17 protein-coding genes and 1 pseudogene are annotated in these 19268 nt (G+C 68.0%); 12 read left to right on the plus strand and 6 right to left on the minus strand.

The window, feature by feature from the left end; all coding sequences use genetic code 11:
- The first annotated feature begins 236 nt into the window (after positions 1-236).
- From FSV73_RS10225 to FSV73_RS10245, 5 genes are all read left to right on the plus strand, one after another.
- Positions 237-1505, plus strand: coding sequence for a DUF445 domain-containing protein (locus tag FSV73_RS10225; RefSeq protein WP_145007387.1), 1269 nt, complete (start codon positions 237-239; stop codon positions 1503-1505).
- Positions 1506-1878: 373 nt separating this feature from the next.
- Positions 1879-2955, plus strand: a complete 1077-nt coding sequence (gene uvsE / locus FSV73_RS10230) for a UV DNA damage repair endonuclease UvsE (protein ID WP_145007389.1) — start codon at positions 1879-1881, stop codon at positions 2953-2955.
- A 287-nt stretch (positions 2956-3242) separates the two neighbouring features.
- Complete coding sequence (locus FSV73_RS10235; protein ID WP_145007391.1) at positions 3243-4160, plus strand: aldo/keto reductase; 918 nt, start codon at positions 3243-3245, stop codon at positions 4158-4160.
- A complete protein-coding gene (locus tag FSV73_RS10240) occupies positions 4161-5453 on the plus strand; it encodes an NTP/NDP exchange transporter (RefSeq protein ID WP_145007393.1) in 1293 nt (430 codons plus the stop codon).
- Positions 5454-5551: 98 nt separating this feature from the next.
- Positions 5552-6670: a metallophosphoesterase gene (locus tag FSV73_RS10245; RefSeq protein WP_145007395.1), complete on the plus strand. Its 1119-nt coding sequence runs from the start codon at positions 5552-5554 to the stop codon at positions 6668-6670.
- Here FSV73_RS10245 and FSV73_RS10250 read toward each other — a convergent pair.
- Positions 6642-7553 (minus strand): LysR family transcriptional regulator, encoded by a 912-nt coding sequence (locus FSV73_RS10250; RefSeq protein ID WP_437179279.1) that lies wholly within the window; start codon positions 7551-7553, stop codon positions 6642-6644. The two genes, FSV73_RS10245 and FSV73_RS10250, sit on opposite strands and share 29 nt — an antisense overlap.
- Positions 7554-7714: 161 nt before the next feature.
- On the opposite strand from FSV73_RS10250, the gene FSV73_RS10255 reads away from it, so the two are divergent.
- The 3 genes and pseudogenes from FSV73_RS10255 to FSV73_RS25920 form a co-directional block, all read left to right on the plus strand.
- Positions 7715-9217, plus strand: a complete 1503-nt coding sequence (locus FSV73_RS10255; protein WP_145007399.1) for an MFS transporter — start codon at positions 7715-7717, stop codon at positions 9215-9217.
- A gap of 233 nt (positions 9218-9450) precedes the next feature.
- Complete coding sequence (locus tag FSV73_RS10260; protein ID WP_186309210.1) at positions 9451-10404, plus strand: GlxA family transcriptional regulator; 954 nt, start codon at positions 9451-9453, stop codon at positions 10402-10404.
- A gap of 205 nt (positions 10405-10609) precedes the next feature.
- Positions 10610-11275 (plus strand): annotated as a pseudogene (locus FSV73_RS25920) (winged helix-turn-helix domain-containing protein); the annotation flags it as partial.
- Positions 11276-11899: 624 nt separating this feature from the next.
- Here the strand turns inward: FSV73_RS25920 and FSV73_RS25785 are convergent.
- The 4 genes from FSV73_RS25785 to FSV73_RS10285 form a co-directional block, all read right to left on the minus strand.
- A complete protein-coding gene (locus tag FSV73_RS25785) occupies positions 11900-12349 on the minus strand; it encodes a helix-turn-helix domain-containing protein (protein ID WP_145007403.1) in 450 nt (149 codons plus the stop codon).
- Positions 12350-12624: 275 nt separating this feature from the next.
- Positions 12625-13212 (minus strand): DedA family protein, encoded by a 588-nt coding sequence (locus tag FSV73_RS10275; RefSeq protein ID WP_145007404.1) that lies wholly within the window; start codon positions 13210-13212, stop codon positions 12625-12627.
- Positions 13213-13391: 179 nt separating this feature from the next.
- A complete protein-coding gene (locus FSV73_RS10280) occupies positions 13392-14114 on the minus strand; it encodes a pirin family protein (protein ID WP_145007406.1) in 723 nt (240 codons plus the stop codon).
- 162 nt (positions 14115-14276) lie between these two features.
- Positions 14277-15500, minus strand: a complete 1224-nt coding sequence (locus FSV73_RS10285) for an MFS transporter (RefSeq protein ID WP_145007408.1) — start codon at positions 15498-15500, stop codon at positions 14277-14279.
- A gap of 97 nt (positions 15501-15597) precedes the next feature.
- Between FSV73_RS10285 and FSV73_RS10290 the strand changes: the two genes are divergently transcribed.
- Positions 15598-16518, plus strand: a complete 921-nt coding sequence (locus FSV73_RS10290; protein WP_145007409.1) for a LysR family transcriptional regulator — start codon at positions 15598-15600, stop codon at positions 16516-16518.
- Positions 16519-16555: 37 nt separating this feature from the next.
- Here FSV73_RS10290 and FSV73_RS10295 read toward each other — a convergent pair whose 3' ends face one another.
- Entirely contained in the window at positions 16556-16966 is a 411-nt protein-coding gene (locus FSV73_RS10295; RefSeq protein WP_145007411.1) for a DoxX family protein, read from the minus strand.
- A 295-nt stretch (positions 16967-17261) separates the two neighbouring features.
- Between FSV73_RS10295 and FSV73_RS10300 the strand changes: the two genes are divergently transcribed.
- The 3 genes from FSV73_RS10300 to FSV73_RS10310 are packed head-to-tail and all read left to right on the plus strand — an operon-like array spanning position 17262 to position 19128.
- Entirely contained in the window at positions 17262-17687 is a 426-nt protein-coding gene (locus FSV73_RS10300) for a DoxX family protein (RefSeq protein ID WP_145007413.1), read from the plus strand.
- Positions 17684-18313, plus strand: a complete 630-nt coding sequence (locus FSV73_RS10305; RefSeq protein WP_145007415.1) for an antibiotic biosynthesis monooxygenase — start codon at positions 17684-17686, stop codon at positions 18311-18313. The genes FSV73_RS10300 and FSV73_RS10305 overlap by 4 nt, the downstream gene beginning before the upstream one ends.
- A complete protein-coding gene (locus FSV73_RS10310) occupies positions 18310-19128 on the plus strand; it encodes an alpha/beta fold hydrolase (RefSeq protein ID WP_145007416.1) in 819 nt (272 codons plus the stop codon). The genes FSV73_RS10305 and FSV73_RS10310 overlap by 4 nt, the downstream gene beginning before the upstream one ends.
- Positions 19129-19268: the final 140 nt, after the last annotated feature.

Consider the following 19268-nt stretch of genomic DNA (forward strand, 5'->3'; position numbering starts at 1 on the left):
CATTGGAAATTGGTTCGCCGGGTCTTTCGGCGCGAGGCTCTGGGGCGATGCCTGGCACCCGGTCGCGGACCGCACCGCTGGCATTGGTTCGCGTCTGGGCGAACCTTTGCGCGGCCGCGCGCCGGGCGCTGCGCTAGGATGGGGCCGGGTCGCACCGTGGCGGCGCGTCGGAAACTCCACCGGGGCGCCGCTTTCTACCCAGCATCCGTTCCAGACCAGAGGACCGTCCCATCGTCATGACCACGCTCGCCCGCGACGGCCTCGCCCCGGTCCGCCGCATGAAGCTCATCGCCCTGCTGCTGCTGTGCCTGGCGGCGGCGCTCTATTGCCTGGCCACCGCCCTGGAGGCCCGCCATCCGGCCTGGGGCTACGCCGCCGCCTTCGCCGAGGCGGCCATGGTCGGCGCCATCGCCGACTGGTTCGCGGTGACCGCGCTGTTCCGCCATCCGCTGGGGCTGCCGATCCCCCATACCGCCATCATCCCGCGCAACAAGGCCGGAGTCGGGCGCAAGCTGTCCGACTTCATCTGCCTGCACTTCCTCGCCACGCCCCAGGTGCTGGCCAAGCTGGAAGAGCTGGACGCCGCCGGCCGCCTGGCCGGCTGGTTGCGCCAGCCGGACAACGCCACCGCGGTGGCCAACCAGGCCACCGGCGTCGCCCGCTATTCCCTGGAAGCCCTGCGCGAGGTGCGGGTGCAGGCCTTCATCCGCCGGGTGGCGGTGGAGCGCCTGCAACGGCTGGACGTGGCGGCGCTCTCCGGCGAATTGCTCGATGTGCTGACCGCCGACGGCCGTCACCAGGCGGTACTCGACGAGGTGCTGCAGGAGATCGACCGCCTGCTGCAGGACGAGGACACCCAGGCGCTGATCGCCCGCACCATCGGCGGCGAGTTGCGCACCCTCAAGTACCTGGGACTGGACGAGCGGGTCGGGCGCTGGTCGGCGATCAAGGTGGTGCAGGCGGTGTCGCGTCTGATCGGCGAGATCAGCCAGGACCGCGAGCACGAGTTGCGCCGGCACTTCGACGGCTATCTGGTCGGCTTCATCGAGCGCCTCAAGCAGGACCCGGCCTTTCGCCTGCGTGGCGAACAGCTGCGTGACCGGCTGCTGGAGCATCCGGCACTGGCGGGTTATCTGCAGGAATTGTGGGACGAGCTGGTGAACTGGCTGCAGGCCGACCTCGCCGCGCCAGATTCGCGCATCCGCCGCCGCCTGGGCCGGCTGCTGGCCGAGCTGGGCGAGACCCTGAGTCGCGACGAGGCCATGCGCCGGTGGATCAACGAACAACTGATCGCCGTGGCCCCGCCCTTCATCGACCGCAACCGCCAGCGCATCGGCGACTACATCGCCGCCCGGGTGGCCGCCTGGGACACCGACGAACTGGTCCAGCAACTGGAGCAGAGCGTCGGCAAGGACCTGCAATTCATCCGCATCAACGGCACCCTGGTGGGCGGCCTGGTGGGGCTGGTGCTGCATGCGCTGACGGTGTGGTGGGGGCCGGGGTAGGGGGGAAGAGTGCATCGCTGCCATGGCGGCGATAGACCGTAGGTTGGGTTGAGACGGCTCCATCGTCGAAGCCCAACATTGGCGGCCCCCGAGGCGATGTTGGGCTTCGCTGCGCTCAACCCAACCTACGGCGGCACGGAGGAGCAGTCGCATCGGCGGACCGCCATGGCTGCGCTAACTACTGAGCTGCCGGCGCTCACCGGATACACCCAAAACCCCGCGCCCTGCCGGACCACCCCCTCTCCCTCCGGGAGAGGGCCGGGGTGAGGGCAAACCCGGACGCCAAACGCCAGGCCCCCTCCACCCATCACCCCACCCGCACCCAGGCGGCGCCCTGCGGACTAACCCCTATAGTCCCTGTCCCGAGCGTCCCATGTATCGAATCGGCTTCGCCTGCATGTACCGTCACCCCGAGCGCAGCCTGTCGCTCAAGGCACTGGAGCAGGTCGAGCGGGTCTTCAACACCCGCACCACCACCCTGCGCTGGCTGGGCAGCGTCGAGCGCGCCGCCGCCGAGGCCAAGTTGCTCGACGTGGTCACCCACAACCTGGATGCCCAGCTGAGATTCGTCGAGCACGTCGCCGACCTGCCGGAAAACCTGCGCATGCTGCGCCTGAGCAGCGACCTGCTGCCCTTCTACAGCCACGCCGAATTCGCCTACTTCTATCGCTCCCAGGAGTTGCAGGCGCTGCTGGAAGATCGCTTCGGCCGCCTGGGCGAACTGGCGCGTCGCCGCGACGTGCGGCTGTCGCTGCATCCCGGGCAATTCTGCGTGCTGGGCTCGGATCGCCCGGAGGTGGTAGAGAACAGCCTGGCGGAATTCGAATACCACGCCGACATGATCCGGCTGATGGGCTACGGCCAGCGTTTCCAGGACTTCAAGTGCAACGTGCACATCGCCGGCCGCCTGGGCGTACCCGGCATCCGCGCGGTCTGGCCGCGCTTGTCCAGCGAGGCGCGCAACTGCATCACTTTCGAGAACGATGAAAAGACCTATGGCGTCGACGACTGCCTGCAACTGGCCGACCTCGCCCCGGTGGTGCTCGACATCCACCATTGCTGGATCCACGAGGAGGCCTACATTGATCCCTGGGAGCCACGGGTGGCGCGGATCATCGACAGCTGGCGCGGGGTGCGCCCGGCCATGCACTACTCCCAGCCGCCGGAAGCGCTCATGGAAATGGGCGTCTCGCCCAGCGAGCGGATCGATATCAAGTTTTTGCTGCAGCAGATCAGCAAGCGACTGCTATACGCGCACAGCGACATGATGTGGAACGACTGGTGCAACCGCTACGCCTGCCAGTTCCTCGACCGCTTCGACATCATGTTCGAGGCCAAGCACAAGAACGTCACGGTGCGGGATTTCTACGACCGCTACCTGGGTGGCGATGGAAGTTTGCCGCCGGCGGATCACGGCATTCTCGCGGGACAGGATGCCGCCAACCCGTAGCGTGGAAAACCGCGCAGCGTTTTCCACTGGGCAGTCAGAGCTAACCAGTGGACAAGGCTACGCCGTTGTCCACGCTACGTGAGCCAGTACGTAGGTTGGGTTGAGACGGCTCCATCGTCGAAGCCCAACAACAGGATGTTCAACCTGGGGCACTGTTGGGCTTCGCTGCGCTCAACCCAACCTACGAGGGCGCCGCAACATATCGCAATGAGCCCAGCGAGCGACCGGCCGGAAGAATGGCTTAACTCAAAGGTCATCCTTCCCAACTGCCCGTCGCGAGGCCCGCCATGCCGACCCGCCGCCATTTCCTGCAGACCACCACCGCCTTGGCCGCCGCCGTGACGGCGGCGCCCTGGCTGTGGCAGAGCGCCCAGGCCGCCGAGCCGCTGCTGACCCGCAAGATTCCGCGCAGCGGGGAAGCGCTGCCGGTCATTGGGCTGGGCACCTCGGGCAACCTCAATGTCGACCTCAACGACGCCGCCCTGGCGCCGCTGCAAGAGGTGCTCAAGGCCTTGCTCGATGGCGGCGGCACCCTCATCGATACCGCGCCCAGCTACGGCAACTCCGAGCGGGTGGCCGGCGAGCTGGTCAAGCGGGCCCGGGCCCTAGACAAGGTCTTTCTCGCCACCAAGATTTCCTCTACCGGACGTGAGCGCGGCGCGGCGCAACTGGCCGCCAGCTTCCAGGCCCTGCAGACCGACCGCCTGGATCTGGTCCAGGTGCACAACCTGCAGGACACCGCCAATCAGCTCGCCCTGCTGCGCGAACAGCAGCAGGCCGGCAAGGTGCGCTACGTGGGCGTCACCCACTATCGCGAGGCGGCGCTGGACGATCTGCTCGCCACCCTGAAAAAAGAGAAGGTCGACTTCGTACAATTCAACTATTCGGTGGGCGAGCGCGAAGCCGAGCGGCACCTGCTGCCCTATTGCCGCGACCAGGGCATCGCCGTGCTGATCAACCGGCCGTTCCAGCGTGGCAACCTGCTCTCCGGCACCCGCGGCAAGCCGCTGCCGCCGCTGGCCGCCGACCTGGGCGCGACCAGCTGGGCGCAACTGCTGCTCAAGTTCATCCTCGCCGACCCGGCGGTGACCGCGGTGATTCCGGCCACCAGCAATCCGCGCTACATGGTCGATAACCTCCAGGCCGGCCGTGGGCGGCTGCCCGATGCCCGCCAGCGCGAGGCCATCGCCGGGTTGTTCGCCTAGATGAAGGACTGGCTCGGTCGCGTCCTCGACGCCCGCGCCGGCGAATCGCCCGCGGCCCTTGCGGGCTTCGCGTTGTTTCTCTGCCTGTTCGCCGGCTACTTCATGTTGCGGCCGATCCGCGAGGCCATGGGCATCGCTGGCGGGGTGGACAATCTGCAGTGGCTGTTCACCGCTACCTTCGTGGTGATGCTGCTGGCCGTACCGCTGTTCGCCTGGCTCAATTCACGAGTGGCGCGGCGGCGCTTCGTCGACTGGGTCTACGGCTTCTTCGCCCTCAACCTGCTGGCCTTCGCGGCCTGCTTCGCCAGCTTAGGCGACAGCGTCTGGCTGGCGCGCACCTTCTACGTCTGGATCTCGGTCTACAACCTCTTCGTGGTCTCGGTGGCCTGGAGCCTGATGGCCGATGTCTTCGACGGCGCCCAGGCGCGGCGGCTGTTCGCCTTCATCGCCGCCGGGGCCAGTGTCGGTGGCCTGCTCGGCCCGGTCTTGGCCGCGGCCCTGGCCCCGCTGGTTGGCGAGGCGGGCCTGGCGCTGCTGGCCGCCGCGCTGCTGCTCCTGGCCCTGGCACTCAAGGCCTATTTGATGGGCTGGCGCGAGACCCGCGGTGCCGGGCGACCGGGCGCAGCACCGACCGAAAGTCCGCGGCGCCCGGTGGCCGGCAATCCCTTCAGTGGTCTCACCCGGGTGCTGGCGTCGCCCTACCTGCTGGCGGTGAGCGCCTTCGTCATCCTGCTGGCCACGGTCAGCACCTTTCTCTATTTCGAGCAGGCACGGCTGGTGGCCGAGCTGTTCCCCGATCGGGCGCGTCAGGTACAGGTGTTCGGCCTGCTGGACTTCGTGGTCCAGGCCGGCGCCCTGGTCAGCCAGGTGCTGATCACCGGCCGCCTGGCCCAGCGGCTGGGCGTGCGCGTCCTGCTGGCCGGGGTGCCGCTGCTGATGTGCGTGGGTTTCGTGGGGCTCGCGCTGCTGCCCACCTTCGCCATGCTGGCGGGTCTGATGATCGTGCGGCGCATCGGCGAGTACGCCTTCATCCGTCCCGGTCGCGAGATGCTCTTCGCGCCGCTGGACGCCGAGACCCAGTACAAGGCCAAGAACTTCATCGACACCGTGGTCTACCGCGCCGGCGACGCCGCCAGCGGCTGGGCCAAGAGCCTGCTGGACCTGCTCGGCCATGGCGCCTGGCTGCCAGCGCTGGTCGGTGCCGCTTGCGCGGCGCTCTGGGCCTGGCTCGGCTTTTACCTGGGCCGGCGAGCGGACCAGGCGGCCCAGGCCGACGACGCGGAACCGCGCTGAATGCCGCCTGAATCGTTGTAGCCGGAAACAACCCGGAACTCAGAGGGGCGACCGGCGGGGTGCTAAGGTAAGACCTTCTCATCGCCCCAGGGCCCTCCATGTTCCGTTCCCGCGCCATGATGTATCTGGTCCTTTTCGCCCTGCACCTGTTCATCGGCCTCAGCGTCATCGGCGATCTCGGCCTGTCGCTCGCCGGACAGCTGCCGTTCTGGCTCCTGCTGGTCCTGTCCTTCGTCCTGGTCCCCCTGGGCTTTCGCTCGCGGGACATGACGTCGCGACTGCTGGCCTGGGCGGCGCTGATCGCCATGGGCGTGTTTTCCAGCCTGGCGGTATTCAGCCTGCTGCGCGGGCTGGTCATGGCCCTGGCCAGTCTCGTCGGCCACCCGCTGGACGCCGCCTGGCGTGCCGGCAGCGCCTGGGCGGTGCTGGGCCTGGTGCTGCTGGTGGCGCTACGCAGTGTCTACAACGCCCGGCGCACGGCCAAGGTCAAGGAGGTGGAGCTGGCCCTGCCGGCGCTGCCCGCCGGTCTGGACGGCTTGCGCATCGTCCAGCTGAGCGATCTGCACATCGGCCCCACCATCAAGGCCGGCTATCTGCAGCGCATCGTCGACCGCGTCAACGGCCTGGACGCCGACCTGGTGGCCATCACCGGCGACCTGGTGGACGGCAGCGTGGCCGAGCTGCGGCATGAATTCCTGCCACTGCAGCAGCTGAAAGCGCGCCTGGGGACCTACGCCATCACCGGCAATCACGAGTACTACTCCGGTGCCGAGGCCTGGGTGCGCGCCTGGCGCGAGCAGGGGCTGACGATGCTGATCGACGAGCACCGGGTGCTGGAGCACCAGGGCACGCCCTTCGTCCTGGGCGGCATCACCGACTACTCGGCGCCGCTCTACGTCCCCAGCCACCGCAGCGACGCCGCGGCCGCCTTCGCCGGCGCCCCGGCAGGGCTGTTCCGCCTGCTGCTGGCCCACCAGCCGCGCTCGGCACCCAAGGCCGAGGCCGCTGGCGCCGACCTGCAGCTCTCCGGCCACACCCACGGCGGCCAGTTCTGGCCCTGGATGTATTTCGTGCGCCTGCAGCAACCCTGGGTCGCCGGCATCCACCGCCTGGGCCGACTCACCGTCTACATCAGCCGCGGCACCGGCTACTGGGGCCCGCCGCTGAGATTCGGCGCGCCGAGCGAGATCACGCTGATCCGGTTGCGTCGGGATTAGGGTTCACCAGGGCATGGGCCTTGAACAGCCGTTGCTCGATGAACTCGACGAATACCCGGACCTTGGGGGAAAGGTGGCGGCTGGAAGGCCAGAGCGCCCAGAACTGGCCTTCGTCCCGCGTGAAGGCATCCAGCAGCGTCTGCAGCTTGCCCTCCGCGAGGGCGTCCCGAACCAGGAAGTCCGGCATGAAGGCGATGCCATGGCCGTCCTGCGCCGCCATGAGCAAAGCTTCCATATTGTTGAGCACCAGGGTGGCCGGCAGGTTCAGGCGGATGAACAGTGGATCGGCCGACAGACTCCAATCCATGATCTTGCCCGTGGTGACGAAGCGATAGCGCAGGCAGTCGTGCTGCTCCAGATCCGCCGGGACGGTGGGTCGTCCACGCCGGCTCAGGTAGGCGGGTGCGGCGCACAGGACGAAGCGGAAAGGGCCTAGGCGCCTGGCCATCAACTTGTTGTCGGCCAGGCCGCCGCTGCGGATGACCACATCGAAGCCTTCCTCGATCACGTCGACCAGCTCGTCGTTGAAATCCAGCTCCAGCTCGATCTCCGGATACCGCTGGCGAAAGGGCACCAGGTGTGGCAGCAGAAACCGATAACCAATGGTTGGCAGACTGATCTTGAGCCGACCTTGGGGCGTCTGCGCGGCTTGGGAAAGCAGAGCACGAGCCTCTTCCAATTCATCCAGCACACGCTTGCAGCGTTCGTAGAACAGCGCGCCCTCCGGTGTGAGACTGACCTTGCGGGTGCTGCGATGAAACAACCGGACCTTCAAGGAGGCTTCGAGCTTGGCCACATTCTTGCCGACGGCGGACGCTGAAATCCCCATGGCTTGGCCAGCCTTCACGAAGCTCAAGGCCTCCGCGGTCTTCACGAAAGCCATCAGGTTGGTGAGGCTGTCCACTTCGATTGAATCCTTTTGCTCCGTTATCAGTGGATCTTAGCCTTGTTTATCGCTGATTACGTCCTGGATAAAGTGAGCTGAAGTCGTCGCGCGCTCATCCCGACAGTCCGGCCGGCTGTCGAATCCGCAGGAATTCCGCCATGCACAAGCCTTCAGCCGAGGTCACGCCTACCGCATCCGGCCGCTATTCGATCGTCCTGGCCATCTGCCTGGCCGCGCTGGTACTGCCGCTGAGCTTCACCGGCGGCGCCGTGGCCACGCCTGCCATAGGCGCGGCTTTCCAGGCCGATGCCGTGGCCATGGCCTGGATTACCAACGCCTTCATGCTTAGCTTCGGCAGCCTGCTCCTGGCTGCGGGGACACTGGCTGATCGCTATGGCCGCAAGCGCCTGTTTATCGGCGGCTTGGCCGGCTTCACCCTGGTTTCCCTGCTGCTCGCCAGCGCCCCTTCGATCCTCTGGCTCGATACTTTGCGGGGACTCCAGGGCGTGGTGGCAGCCGCAGCCCTGGCAGGCGGTAGCGCGGCGCTAGCCCAGGAGTTCGACGGGCCGGCGCGTACTCGCGTTTTCAGCCTGCTCGGCACGACCTTCGGTCTAGGGTTGGCCTGCGGCCCACTGCTTTCCGGGATGTTGCTGGAAGGGTGGGGCTGGCGAGCCATCTTCCTGTTCACCGCCCTGCTGGCCGGTGTTGCCGCGCTGGTGGCGCTGAAGTGGATGCGGGAGAGTCGTGATCCGCAGGCGAGTCGTCTCGATGTTTCAGGAGTATTGAGCTTTTCCTGCATGCTGGTGGCCTTCACCACTGCCGTCATTCTGGGACCTCGACAAGGCTGGACCTCGCTTTGGGTAACATCGCTGTTGCTGCTCGCAGCGCTTGGCCTGCTGTTGTTCGTGCGCGGACAACTAGGCAGCCAGCGGCCGATGCTGGAGCTGCGGCTGTTTCGCCTGCCACTTTTCCTCGGCGTGCAACTGCTGCCTATCGGTACCTGCGTCTGCTACATCGTGTTCATCGTCCTGTTGCCGCTGCGCATGATCGGCGTGGAGGGCTTGGGGGCGACCCGCGCAGGTCTGGTACTGCTGGCGCTGACCCTACCGTTGCTGGTGGTCCCGCTGCTGGCGGCCTGGCTGACCCGTTGGATGCCAGCCGGACGCCTTTGCGCGCTCGGATTCCTGTTCGCGGCAGCTGGTCTCCTGGCGCTCAGCCGCTTCGCCATGGGCAGTGAACTCCCCGCGACGTTGCTCTGCCTGGCCATGATCGGCGTGGGTACCGGGCTACCCTGGGGGCTGATGGATGGCCTGGCGATAGGCGTAGTTCCCCGGGAGCGGGCCGGCATGGCGGCCGGTATCTTCAATACCGTCCGGGTCGCCAGTGAAGGGGTGATCCTGGCAATAGCTTTCGCGCTCTTGAGCGCCTTGATAGAGCAACAGCTCGCCCACTCGCTGGTCGGTTGGTCCGCCTCGGCACGGCTGGCGTTGGCCCAGCAACTGGCGCTGGGCGACGTTCAGGGCGTATCTCTGGCCACCTCCGACATGCTCCGCCAGGCTTACCTGGACAGCTTCGGAACGCTACTGAAAGGCGCGAGCCTCGTTACTGCGCTGATCGGGCTAGTCACACTGGTAATGCTCAAGCCAAGACACCCGGGCTAGCGCGATTTGGGCAGATTGATGCGCGAGGTTTCCAGCGAAACGGCGACTGGTCGCGGAGTCGGTATGAGTGGCTATGGAGGTATGCCGGTAAATGCAAATCCTGATGTGCAATGGGTAATACACAGACAAAAGCAGCTTGCCCTCCTGGCGTAAGTTCTTATCCTCACCCCAAACCTACCCGGATGGCACTGCCTTCCAAGGACACACTGCAACGCGGATAAGGATGTATCGCCATGACGAGGACAGTGGCTTTCTTGCTGGTCCCCGAGGTGCTGATGCTGGATTTCGCCGGGCCGGTGGAGGTGTTCTCCATCGCCAATCGCTATCTGCCAGCCGCCGACCACTATCGCCTCGTGACCATCGCCGCCGGGCGCAGGCGCACCCTGCGCTGCTCCAATGGCATGACGATACGCACGGACCTCACCACCCAGCAGCCGCCCGGGGCCTATGACCTGCTGCTGGTGCCCGGCGGGCCGGGGGCCTACCTGGAGCCGCACCCGGACGTCGCCGCCTGGCTGCGCCAGGTACCCGAGCACTGCGTCCGTTATGGCGCGGTCTGCACCGGGACCTTCCTGCTCGGCAGCGCCGGGCTGCTCGATGGGCGCCAGGTGACCACCCACTGGAATTATCGCGAGCGCCTGGCACGGCGCTTTCCCCGCGCCCAGGTGACCGCCGACGAGATCTATCTGAGCGACGGGCCGCTGCTGACCTCGGCCGGGGTCACCGCCGGCATCGACCTGGCGCTGGCGCTGGTGGCCGAGGATCATGGCAAGGTCATCGCCCGCGAGGTGGCCAAGGTGCTGGTGGTGGTGACCCAGCGTCAGGGCAAGCAGGCCCAGTTCAGCCCGCTGTTCGACGAGCCCGAGGCGGCCACCGCCATCACCCGGGTGCAGCACCATGTGCTGGCGCATATCGACCAGGCCTATTCCATCAGCCGGCTCGCCGAGCTGGCGACCATGGGCACCCGCAACTTCGCCCGGGTGTTCAAGCGCGATACCGGCATGACGCCGCTGGAATTCGTGCTGCGGGCGCGCATCGATCACGCCCGTGGATTGCTGGAGACCAGCGACCTGCCGCTGAAGACGGTGGCCTTTCGCAGCGGCTTCGCCAGCGACAGGTGCATGCGCGCCGCCTTCCAGGGCCATCTGGGCCTGACCCCGGCCCAGTACCGCTACCAATTCAGCTGAAGACGACCGCGATGGCGGTATCACGCCCATCGATGGCAGCTTCCGGCCGTAGATCGTCGTCCCTCCTGCCAGGGCTTTGGCCAGAATGGTATGACCTATCGGCGAAGGAGAGGCGCAGACGCCCGACGGGTCCGCCTGCGCGAGGCGCGGCAGGCCTGGCGCGACGTGGCGCAGCATGGTCATGCATGAACTCAAGCCCTTGGCAATGGCGGATGCCTATCGGTTCTGTGGCCTGACCCTGGACCCCCGGCGGCGCCTGCTGCTCGACGGCGAGCGGCCGCTGCCGCTCGGCGGACGGGCCCTGGACCTCCTGCGGGTGCTGCTGGAGCAGCCCGGCGAGCTGATCGACAAGCAGACCCTGATGGCCCGGGTCTGGCCTGGCAGCGTCGTCGAGGACATCAATCTGCGGGTGCACATCGCCGCCCTGCGTCGGGTACTGCGCGCCTACAGCGCCCGGGATCCCATCCTCAGCGCCCGCCAGCGCGGCTATGGCTTCGCCCTCGCGGTGGAGCGGCTGGACGAGGACGACCTCGCGCCGCTGGCCGAGACGGCACTGCCGCTCACGCCGCTGGAGGGTCGCGCGGCCAGCCTCGTCGAGCTGCGCCGGTCGCTCGCCCAGCGGCGACTGGTCTCGGTGGTCGGGCCCGGGGGCGTGGGCAAGTCACTGCTGGTCCAGCATCTGCTGCCCACCTTGGTGGAGAGCTTTCCCGATGGCGTGCAGAGCCTCGATCTCGCCACGCTGGGTACGGTCATGGCGCTGATCGAGCGCCTCGCCAACGAGCTGGGGCTGGCCGCGGGTAGCGGACTGCCCGCCTTGCAGGAGGCCCTGTCCGCGCGCCGCCTGCTGCTGGTGCTGGACAACGCCGAGCGGCTGGTCGAGCCCTGTGCCTGGTTGGTGGAGCGGCTGCTGCAGGGCTGCCCGGCACTCAAGGTGCTGGTCACCAGTCGCGAAGCCTTGCGCGTGGAAGGGGAGGCGGTGCTGCGCCTGGCGCCCCTGGCGGTCGCGAGCCAATCCTCGCCACGCCTGCGCGACGCCATGCGCGAGCCGGCCTTTCGCCTGTTCGTCCGCCGCGCCCGGGCGCGCTTGCCAGGGCTGCAGTTGCGGCCGGGCGATGTACAACTGGTCGGCGAGATCTGTCGACGCAGCGAGGGGGTCCCGCTGGCCCTGGAGATCCTGGCCGAGCAGGTGGCTGCGCAGGGTCTGGCGGGGGTGCTGGCGCAACTCGAAGGTGGTTACTACCTGGACGCCCAGGGTCGGCGGACCGCGGCGCAGCGCCAGCGCAGCCTCGGCGCCATGCTCGACTGGAGTCTGCATAGCCTGAGCGAAGCCGAATTCGCCGTACTGGCCACCCTGGCCGAGGCGGGCGAACGCTTCAGTCGCCAGCAGGCCCTGGCGCTGGCGGCGCAGCGCGGCCTGGAAGAGGCGCATTTCATCCCCCTGCTCGGCCAGCTGGTGGACAAGTCGCTGATCCTGGTGGAAGGCGGCGGTGAGCGCCTAGGCTACCGCCTGCTGGCCATGCTGCGGCTGCACCTGCGTCAGCTCCGCCAGCAACCGCCGTTCCAGGGCCTGCTGTTGCCAGGCCAGCGGTGGCACACCCACGGCGCGGGTGAACACCCGGCTCAGATGCGCCTGATCGAAGAAGCCGCATTCCAGGGCGATCGCCGCCAGGGGTAGGGCGCGCTCGGCCAGCAAGTGCTGGGCGCGGACGATGCGCTGGTGGCGCAGCCATTCCAGCGGGGCGAGCCCGGCGCTGAGCTTGAACTGCCGGGTGAAGTGGCTGCGCGACAGGCCGCAGACAGAGGCGACCTGGCTGACGCTGATGCCGCGCTCCAGGTGCAGCAGCAAGACTTCCTTGGCCAGGCGTTCCTGCCAGGCCGCCAAACCGACCAGGCGCGTATCCGGCCGCCTGGATAGAGCTGGGGTGCTATCGACGGTCATGGACATGGCGCTCTCCCTAACAAACCAACCCTGAATCGGCGGTCTGGATGAGAATGATTCCGTGCGGTTGTCTGACGTGCGAGTTGCCTATCGTTAATTAGCGTTAAGGCGGTAATTGCTAGTGTGGTGTGTCAGAAGTTCGCGCAAGAATTGGCGAGTGATTTTTTGATCTGGGCTAGGCGCTGCGACGAGTCATAGCAGGGCTATGGCGAGGAGTGGCAACGCTGGCCAGACCGAAAAAGCGCCGCCAAAATTGTGCAGTTAACTTCTGACACACCACACTAGGCGCAGCAGTGTCGCGGATCGGGGTGACGAGCACGGCGCTGGGAGAGGAGATGCCAACCGAACAAGGCGATCGCGAGTGCAGCGGCGAGCAACAGCGGGGCCGGACCATAGCCTTCGAGTTCGTCCAGCAGGGCCAGGATGTGAGCGTCGAACAGGCGACCCAGGGTCAGGCCGGAGCCGATCCAGAGGGTGGCGCCGCCGAGGTCGTAGGCGAGGAAGCGACGCAGGGGCATGGCGCTGGCCCCTGCGCTCAGGGTCGCCAGGGCGGCGGCGCCGGGTAGGAACTTGGCCACCAGCAACAGGCCGGGCAAGCGGGGGGCGGCCGGGACGTGCCCCGGCAGATGACGCAACAACCAGACGCCGTGCCGGCGGCCGGCCCAGTACCAGAGCAGATCGGCCAGCCCGGTGACCGCGACGCTGGCCAAGAGCGCCAGGAGCAACTCGGCCTCGTCGGCCGCCGCGCCCATCACCACCAGCGAGGGATAGGCCGGTACCGGCAGGCCCAGCTGTTCGCCAAAGACGTTCAGCGTCAGCCAGAGGGTGGCGTTACCGGCCACCAGGGAGGTCAGGGCTTGGGTGCTCATGGCGCGTTCTCGGCAAGGGGAGGCCGTGGGAGCGGCCTCCTAGCGCAAACGGGGCCTACGATTTCGCGAGCTAGAGCCAAACAAGGCGAAAAGACCTGAGGAAGCGGAGTTTACGAGTGGTAAATGAGCATTCCGAAGGTCTTTTCAACGCAGTTTGGCCGACGCGCAGCAAATCGTAGTCAGGGCATTTGCGGCAGTTCGTTGGGCCGCAGATCAAACACCAGCACCTCGGCGTCGGTGCCGTGGGCCAGCTGGAGTTCGCGCTCGCCGCGCAGCCGGACGCCATCACCGGCCTGCAGCAGGACGCCATTCAGCTCCAGGCTGCCGCGGGCGACGTGCACATAGGCATGGCGCTCGGGTGCCAGTTGCAGGGTGGCGCTTTCGCTGCCGTCGAACAGACCGGCATAGACGCGGGCGCTCTGCCGGACCTCCAGCGAACCCTCGGCGCCATCCGGCGAGATGATCAGCGCCAGGCGGCCACGCTTGGCTTCGGCGCTGAAATGCTGCTGCTGGTAGCGCGGTTCGGCGCGGCGCATGTTGGGCACGATCCAGATCTGCAGGAAGTGCACCCACTCGCTGTTGGAGTGGTTGTACTCGCTGTGGCTGACGCCGCTGCCGGCGCTCATCAACTGGACGTCACCGGGACGGATCACCGAGCCGGTACCCAGGCTGTCCTGGTGCTCCAGGGCGCCTTCGAGCACATAGGAGAAGATCTCCATGTCGCGGTGCGGGTGCTCGCCGAAGCCCTGGCCGGGGGCCACGGTGTCGTCGTTAATCACCAGCAGGTCGGAGAAGCCCTGCTCCGCCGGGTTGCGATAGCTGGCGAAGGAAAAGGTATGGAAGGACTTGAGCCAACCGTGGTTGGCGGCGCCGCGATCGGAAGCTTTACGAATGGCCAGCATGATGAGGCTCCTTCTGTAGGTGAGGGCGCGGTCGGTGCCGACGCCATGGAAGACATCCTACTGTGGAGCCGGACTTTGATTAATGAGCTGAAAGTGGAATGGTCGTCCTGTTCTGGTTGACGATCTCTGGGCCGGGTGTCGCCAACCCGGCCACGGTTCGCTTCAGATTCGAGGCGTACCGGCGGGCCAGAGCCGTACCAGCAGCGCCAACAGCGCGGCGCTGAGCGCCAGCCCGGCGACGCCGCCCCAGCCCAGGCGCACCAGCAGCAGGCTGCCCAGGGCCGCGCCACTGGCCATGCCGATGAACATGCCGGTGAAGAGCACCGCGTTGAGCCGGCTGCGGGCCTCGGGTTCCAGGCCGTAGACCTGCGCCTGGTGCGCGATGAGCGTGGCCTGGACGCCGAGGTCGAAGACCACCGTCGCCACCCCCAGCAGCGCCAGGCCGGCCACCCCCAGTAGCCAGGGCAGGGCGAGCAGGCTGGCGAAGGCCAGGGCGGTGAGGGCTATGCCCAGGCGCGTCACCCATTCCGAACCGTGGCGATCCGCCAGGCGCCCGGCCCAGGGCGCGGCCAGGGCGCCGGCGGCGCCGGCCAGGCCGAAGGCGCCAGCCGCGGCGCTGCCCAGTTGGAAAGGGCCGGCATGCAGATAGAGGGCGAGGGTCGACCAGAAGGCGCTGAAGCCGACCGACAGCAGGCCCTGGGCCAGGGTCGCGCGGCGCAGCGCGGCATGCCGGCGCCAGAGGGTGCCCAGCGAGCCGAGCAGCGCCGGATAGCTCAGCTGGGTGGTCGCCGGAAAGCTCGGCAGCCCACGCCAGACCGCCACGCCGATGGCGGCGATGCTCGCCGCGGCCAGCACGAAGAGCGTCCGCCAGCCGAACAACTCGCCGACCAGGCCGCTGACCACCCGTGACAGCAGGATGCCCAGCAGCAGCCCGGTCATCACCGTGCCGACGATGCGGCCACGCTCGGCCGGTGGCGCCAGGGTCGCGGCGGCGGGTACCAGGTCCTGGGCCACGGTGGCGGCCAGGCCGGTGACCAGGCTGGCCAGCAGCAGGGCGTGCAGCCCCGGCGCCAGGCTGGCGCCGAGCAGGGCCAGCAGCAGGACCGCCAGCTTGGCCAGGATGATGCGCCGCCGGTCGAAGCGATCGCCCAGGGGTGCGAGCAGCAGCAGGCCCAGGGCATAGCCGAGTTGGGTGAGGGTGGGGATCAGCCCGACGTCGGCGGCGGTCGCCGGCAGGTCGCTGGCCAGGGTGCCCAGCAGCGGCTGGCTGTAATAGAGATTGGCCACGCTCAGCCCAGCGCCGGTGGCCAGCAGGCCCAGCAGGGCAGGGGAGAGGGCGGCGGTGCGCGGCGGGGTCTGGCCATGCGAAAGCGGCATGTCGCTCATGCGGAAGCTCCGGGTCGGGATGCGTTGGGTGCATTCTTCGCCAGAAGGCCCACGGCTTGTAGCCGAACGTCCGGTACAGGGGGTATACGTAGGCCGTATGAACACCACCTTTTCCCATGACCGCCTCGATCTGCTCGAGACCTTCGTCCGCATCGTCGAGGCCGGCAGCCTGTCGGCGGCGGCGCGCCTGCTCGGTACCACCCAACCCACGGTCAGCCGCCGGTTGCAGGCACTGGAGACGGTGCTGCAGATGCGCCTGGTACACCGCTCGACCCACGCCCTGAGACTCACCGAGGACGGCCAGCGCTGCTATCGGCAGGCCCAGCAGCTGCTCGGCGACTGGCAGGCCTTCGCCGCCGCCCTGCACGGCGCCCATGCCGAGCCCGAGGGACGGCTGCGGGTGGTGATGCCCCACGCCTTCGGCCAGGAGCAATTGCTCGATCCGCTGGAGGCCTATCTGCGCCGCTATCCCGGCATGCAGGTGGACTGGGTACTCAGCGATCGCGCGCCCAACTTCGTCGCCGATGGGGTGGATTGCGCCATCCGGGTGGGGGTGGTGGTGGATCCGGACACGGTGGCGGTGCGTCTGGGCGATGTCCAGCGCATCCTGGTAGCGGCGCCTGCGCTGGCCGGACCGCTGTCCGGTCCCGAGGACCTGGCGGCGCTGCCCTGGATCGCCATGAGCCAGTTCTACCAGAGCGAGCTGCACCTGGAGCGCCCTGTCTCGGGCGAGAGCCATATCGTGCCCCTGCGCCCCCGCCTGGCCACGGAAAGCCTCTTCGTCGCCCGCCACGCCGCCGTGCGCGGCCTGGGTTGCGCGGCGCTGTCGCACTGGATGGTGCGCGAGGACGTCGCCGCGGGGCGGCTGGTGCACCTGCTCCCCGACTGGCAGGCCGCGCCCCTGCCGATCTACCTCATCTATCCCTACGCCCGGGTCTATCCGGCGCGACTGCGGCTGTTCCTCGACCTGCTGCGCGACGCCTGCGCCCGGATGCTGGACGTGACGGCGCCCGCCTGACCGCGCGGTTCAGGCGGGCGCGCAAGGGGCGCTGGCGTCAGGCCAATCGCGCCGACCGCACCGGCCGCCGGCCATCCAGGCTCAGGGCACCGGCGCCGAAGGTCGCCACCTGCAGCAGGCCACCGGCGATGGCGACGTTCTTGAGGAAGTGGATCAGTTGGTTCTGGTCGGCGAAGTTGTGGTGGAACTCCAGGGCGGTGACCAGGGTGAAGGCGGCCATGGCCAGCGCCACCGGGCGGGTGCGGTAGCCGATCAGCAAGAGCGCGGCGAGGCCCAGCTCCACCGCCAGGGCGCCGAGGTAGGCCAGGTCCGGGAAAGGCAGGCCCATGGCGGCGATGTAGCCCTTGGTGGCGGCCGGGGCGAGCAGTTTGCCCACGCCGCTGAACAGGAAGAGGCTGGCCAGCAGCAGGCGGCCGGTGGTGGCGGTGAGGGCTTGGGTGGTGTTCATCGTCAGCTGTCCTTTTAGCTCCGGCATCCAGCGTGGATGCGATGGCGGCAGATTACTGTCCACTTTGGATTCGATTAAGTAGCCAGCAGGCGTTTTACCGTCTCGCCTGGGTTGACTGTAAAGGCAGCATGACCGGTGACTGTGACCTGAATCCTTTCAGCCACATGCCACAGCACAGACGTACAAAAACCAGCACAGACGTCCAAGGCCGCGCCCCGCCGTCCGGGCGAAAGTCCGCCCCATCGACGGCGCGGGGTCTTGCTCGCAGCCGACTCTCTCATCAGGAGGATGGGCCATGCGCGAGACGCGGCTGGATCTGGGACTCTTGTTCCTGCGCCTGGGTGGTGCCGGATTGCTGCTGGCGGTGCATGGCCTGCCCAAGGCGCTGCACTTTCGCCAGCAACTCGGCCTGATCGAGGACCCGCTGCATCTGGGCGCCTGGCCGACCCTGGGCTTCGCCGTTTTCGCCGAGGTGCTCTGCCCGCTGCTGATCGCCCTGGGCTGGGCGACGCGCCTGGCCTGCCTGCCGATCCTCGGCGTACTGCTGATCGCGCTGCTGGTGGTGCATCCGCAGTGGTCTCTGGAAGAGGGCCAATTCGGCTGGTTGCTGCTGGTGCTGTTCGGCACCCTGGCGCTAACCGGGCCGGGTCGCTATTCGTTGGAGGCGCGACTGGCCAGGCGTCACGCCGCCCAGGGCGGTTTCGCGAGGGCGCTGTCATGAGCGCCGCACTTGGGCAGGACCTGCAACAGGCGCACAGCCGCATCGTCACCCTGGTGATCCGTCACCAGCCCCTGGCCGGCCAGCAGGACGCCTATCAACGCTGGTTGCAGCGCGCCGTCAGCGCCGCCCGCGCGGCCTGCGGCCACCTGGGCGTGGATGTCATCCCGCCGGCCGAGGAGGGCGCCGCCTTTACCACCCTGGTGCGCTTCGCCGACGTCGACCAGCTGCAGGCCTGGCTGGCTTCGCCAGAGCGCCAGGCGTTGATCGCCGAGGTGGCGCCGCTGCTGCGCGAGGCCGATGCCCCCGAGGTGCATGCCGACGCTGAATTCTGGTTCACCCCGCCACGCCCTGGCGTGCGCCCGCCACCGGCCTGGAAGCAGGCGGTGCTGACCTACCTGGTCATCGCGCCCCTGACGATGCTGATCCCGCCGCTGTGGCAGCCGCTGTTCGCGCGCTATCCATTCCTGGCCGGCCCGGTGCCCAGCAACCTGCTGATCACCCTGTGCATCGTGCCGCTGGTGGTGTTCCTGATCATGCCGAGGGTGAGCCGCCTGTGCGCGCCCTGGCTCAACGCCCGCTCGGGCGCCTTTTCCACTCCCCCCACCCCTGGAGGCGAACAACCATGAGCACCTTCACCACCCGCGACGGCGTCGAGATCTATTTCAAGGACTGGGGCAGCGGCAAGCCCGTGCTGTTCAGCCACGGCTGGCCGCTGGACGCCGACATGTGGGACTACCAGCTGCACCACCTGGCCAGCCACGGCTATCGCGCCATCGCCTTCGACCGCCGCGGCTTCGGCCGCTCCGGCCAGCCGTGGAACAGCTACGACTACGACACCTTCGCCGACGACATCAAGGAGCTGATCGAGCACCTGGACCTGCGCGACGTCACCCTGGTGGGCTTTTCCATGGGCGGTGGCGACGTCAGCCGCTACCTGGCGCGCCACGGTTCGGCGCGGGTCGCCAAGCTGGCGCTGCTGGGGGCCGTCACCCCGCTGTTCGGGCAAAAGCCGGACTTCCCCCAGGGCGTCGACAAAGGCGTCTTCGACGGCATCCGTGCTGGTCTGCTCAAGGACCGCGCCCAGTTTTTGGCCGACTTCGCGCCGGTCTTCTATGGCACCAACCAGGGCCAGGAGGTCTCCGCGGGCGTCTTCACCCAGACCCTCAACATCGCCCTGCTGGCCTCGCTCAAGGGCACGGTCGACTGCGTGACCGCCTTCTCGGAAACCGACTTCCGTCCGGACATAGCCAAGGTCGACGTACCCACCCTGGTGATCCACGGCGACGCCGACCAGGTGGTGCCCTTCGAAACCACCGGCAAGCTCGCCGCCGAGCTGATCCGCGGCGCCGAACTCAAGGTGTATGCCGGAGCGCCCCATGGCTTCGCGGTGACCCACGCCGCGCAGCTGAACCAGGACCTGCTGGCCTTCGTGGCGAGCTGAGCATCGGCCCGGGCAGCGGGTGCTGTCCGGGCCGCGAGAGCCGCCATGCGCCAAGACCCCCTGGACCCCCAACGCCGCCGCGCCCTCCTGCTGGGCGCCGCCGGCGCGCTCTGGTCCGTCCTGCCCCTGGCCGGACGCGC

The organism is Pseudomonas oryzihabitans (assembly GCF_007665395.1).
Taxonomy (GTDB): domain Bacteria; phylum Pseudomonadota; class Gammaproteobacteria; order Pseudomonadales; family Pseudomonadaceae; genus Chryseomonas; species Chryseomonas psychrotolerans_C.